Source organism: Cellulomonas septica, assembly GCF_012396155.1.
Classification (GTDB): Bacteria; Actinomycetota; Actinomycetes; order Actinomycetales; family Cellulomonadaceae; genus Cellulomonas; species Cellulomonas septica.
In genome coordinates, this window is record NZ_JAAXOY010000490.1 from 1 (window position 1) to 2,786 (window position 2,786).

3 protein-coding genes and 1 pseudogene are annotated in these 2,786 nt (G+C 73.0%); 3 read left to right on the forward strand and 1 reads right to left on the reverse strand.

Annotated features, from left to right (window positions below; genetic code table 11):
* The 3 genes and pseudogenes from HGA02_RS15515 to HGA02_RS15525 all read left to right on the forward strand — a co-directional run.
* Positions 1–213 (forward strand): annotated as a pseudogene (locus HGA02_RS15515) (hypothetical protein); the annotation flags it as partial.
* Between the two features lie 407 nt (positions 214–620).
* On the forward strand, positions 621–1,241 hold the full coding sequence (locus HGA02_RS15520; RefSeq protein WP_124341894.1) for a DUF47 domain-containing protein: 621 nt from the start codon (positions 621–623) through the stop codon (positions 1,239–1,241).
* A gap of 6 nt (positions 1,242–1,247) precedes the next feature.
* Positions 1,248–2,255, forward strand: coding sequence for an inorganic phosphate transporter (locus tag HGA02_RS15525; RefSeq protein WP_168679963.1), 1,008 nt, complete (start codon positions 1,248–1,250; stop codon positions 2,253–2,255).
* Positions 2,256–2,313: 58 nt separating this feature from the next.
* On the opposite strand, the gene HGA02_RS15530 is transcribed toward HGA02_RS15525, so the two are convergent.
* Positions 2,314–2,786 (reverse strand): SixA phosphatase family protein (locus HGA02_RS15530; protein ID WP_210728651.1); only part of this gene is annotated, 473 nt, incomplete at its 5' end.

Sequence of the window (2,786 nt, forward strand, 5' to 3'; positions counted from 1 at the left end):
GGCGTGTACGCGGGGGACCTCGCCGTGGCGCTCGAGCGGGCCGCCGCGTTCTGCCAGGTCCTCGCGACGGGCGCCGCGTTCGACGCCGACCACCTCGACCTCGTCGACCCGCGCGGGGCGCTGCGCACGACGCGCGGGGCCGCGTCCCTGGTCCGCACCGCGGAGGAGCTCACGCACGCCGCGGCGCTGTGGCGCGCGGAGCGCCTGGACTGACGCGGACGCGGGCCGCCCGGTACGTCCGGTGTCGCCGGACGGGTGTCGTGAGGTTCCGCACAGCACACGGCGGGCGACGACGACGTAGCATGGACGAGGCGCCGGGCCGCGGTAGCCCCGGGCTCCATCTCAAGCCGCTTCGAGCGGCCACGCGCCGAGAGGCGCTCCCGGTCCGGCGCCGCCCCACCCCTCACCTGCGCGGACGCGCGTGACGGCTGCGGGCGGGACGCCGTCGCGACGCCTCCCGCGTGGCGTCCGGCGCGTCGCCACCCGGACGGGCGCACCGCGTTCCCCGCACGGTCGTCGGGCTGTCACCATGTGTCCACGAGCCCGTCGGCCGCCGTTAGGCATCCGGGCCGGGTTGACCTAGCCTGAACCACGTCCGTCCCCCCGTCCCGGAGAATCCCGTGCGCCTGCGCCTCACCCCGCGCGACACCACGTACTTCGACCTCTTCGCCGACTCGGCGAAGCACCTCGTGACGGGGGCCAACCTCCTCGGCGAGATGCTCGGGGCGGACCGTGCCACCCGCAAGGAGATCGGCAAGCGGATCGCCGACGCCGAGCACGCGGCCGACGACGCGACGCACACGATCATGCGGCGCCTCAACCAGACGTTCGTCACGCCGTTCGACCGCGACGACATCTACATGCTCGCGTCGCACCTCGACGACTGCATGGACCTCATGGACGAGGCCGCGGACCTCATCGTGCTCTACAAGATCGACGAGCTGCCCGCGCGGGTGTCCGACCAGGTGCAGGTGCTCCAGCGCGCCGCCGAGCTCACGGCCGACGCCATGCCGCGGCTGCGCTCCATGGACTCGCTCTCGGAGTACTGGGTCGAGGTCAACCGCCTCGAGAACCAGGCCGACAAGTCGCACCGCAAGCTCGTCGCCCAGATGTTCGACGAGGTCACCGACCCCGTGATGATCATCAAGCTCAAGGAGATCATCGACACGCTCGAGGACGCCGCCGACGCGTTCGAGAAGGTGGCCAACGCGGTCGAGACGATCGCGCTCAAGGAGTCCTGAGCCCACGTGGACGTCCTGCTCGTCGTCGTCGTCGTCGCGTTCGCCCTCGGCTTCGACTACACCAACGGCTTCCACGACGCGGCGAACGCGATCGCGACCTCGGTCTCGACGCGGGCGCTGACGCCGCGGGTCGCGCTGCTCATGGCGGCGTTCTTCAACCTCGTCGGCGCGCTGCTCGGCACGCACGTCGCGACGACGATCGCCGAGGACATCATCAGCATCGGCGACGTCGGCCCGCACGAGGGCCTCGTCATCGTGCTCTCGGGCCTGATCGGCGCGATCACCTGGAACCTCATCACGTGGTGGCTCGGGCTGCCGTCGTCGTCGACGCACGCGCTCATCGGCGGGCTCACCGGCGTGGGCGTCGCGTCCGGCGTCACCGTCCACTGGGACGCCATCTGGGACAAGGTCGTCCTGCCGATGGTGTTCTCGCCGCTCATCGGCTTCCTGCTCGCCTTCGGCCTCATGGTCGGCGTGCTGTGGCTCGTGCGGAACCGCGCGCCCGCCCGCGCGATGCGCCGCTTCCGGCTCGCGCAGACGGCCTCGGCCGCCGCGATGGCCCTCGGGCACGGCCTCCAGGACGCGCAGAAGACGATGGGCGTCATCGTCCTCGCGCTCATCGCGGGCGGCTTCCACGACCCGGACAACATGACGATCCCGCTGTGGGTCAAGCTGTCCGCGGCCGCCGCGATCTCCGCCGGGACGTACGCGGGCGGGTGGCGCATCATGCGCACGCTGGGCCGCAAGATCATCGAGCTCGACCCGGCGCGGGGCTTCGTCGCGGAGTCGGTGTCGGCGATCGTCCTCTACGTCAACGCGTACTGGCTGCACGCGCCCGTCTCGACGACGCACACCATCACGTCGGCGATCATGGGCGTCGGCGCGACCAAGCGGCTGTCGGCGGTGCGCTGGGGCGTCGCGAAGAACATCGGCGCCGCCTGGGTCCTCACGATCCCGGCCGCCGCGCTCGTCGCCGCGCTCATCTACCTGGTGCTCAACCCGATCCTCACCTGACGGTCCGCGCGGCTCCCGCGCGGGGGAGCCGACCGGGCCGACGAGCGGTTCCGACGGCTCAGGCGCCCGGCCCGTGCACCTCGACCGCGACGACCCGCGGCCCCTTCGGGCGGTGCGCCACGTGCGCGACCAGCATCTGGCCCGGCAGCAGGTACGGGTCCTCCGCGGGCACCTGGGCCGCGACGGCCTTGCGCGCCCGTGCCGCGAGCGCCCCGAACGCCGTGCCCAGCACCGGCCGGTGCGTGCACACCACGCCGTCGCCGGGCCAGTGCAGGAGCGCGTCGACGTGACCCGTGACGAGACCCGGCGCCTCCTCGTGCGCGTCCTCCGACCACGCCTCGACCTTCTGCTCGGGCATGCCGACCGCGCGCGCGTAGGGGCGGACCGTCTCGACGCAGCGCCGCCACGGGCTCGTCACGACGTGCGCGACGCCGAACGCCGACAGCAGCGGGACCAGCGCGTCGGCCTGCCGCGTCCCGTCCGACGTCAGCGGGCGCTCGGCGTCCGGCCCCTTCCACGCGCTGCGCTTGC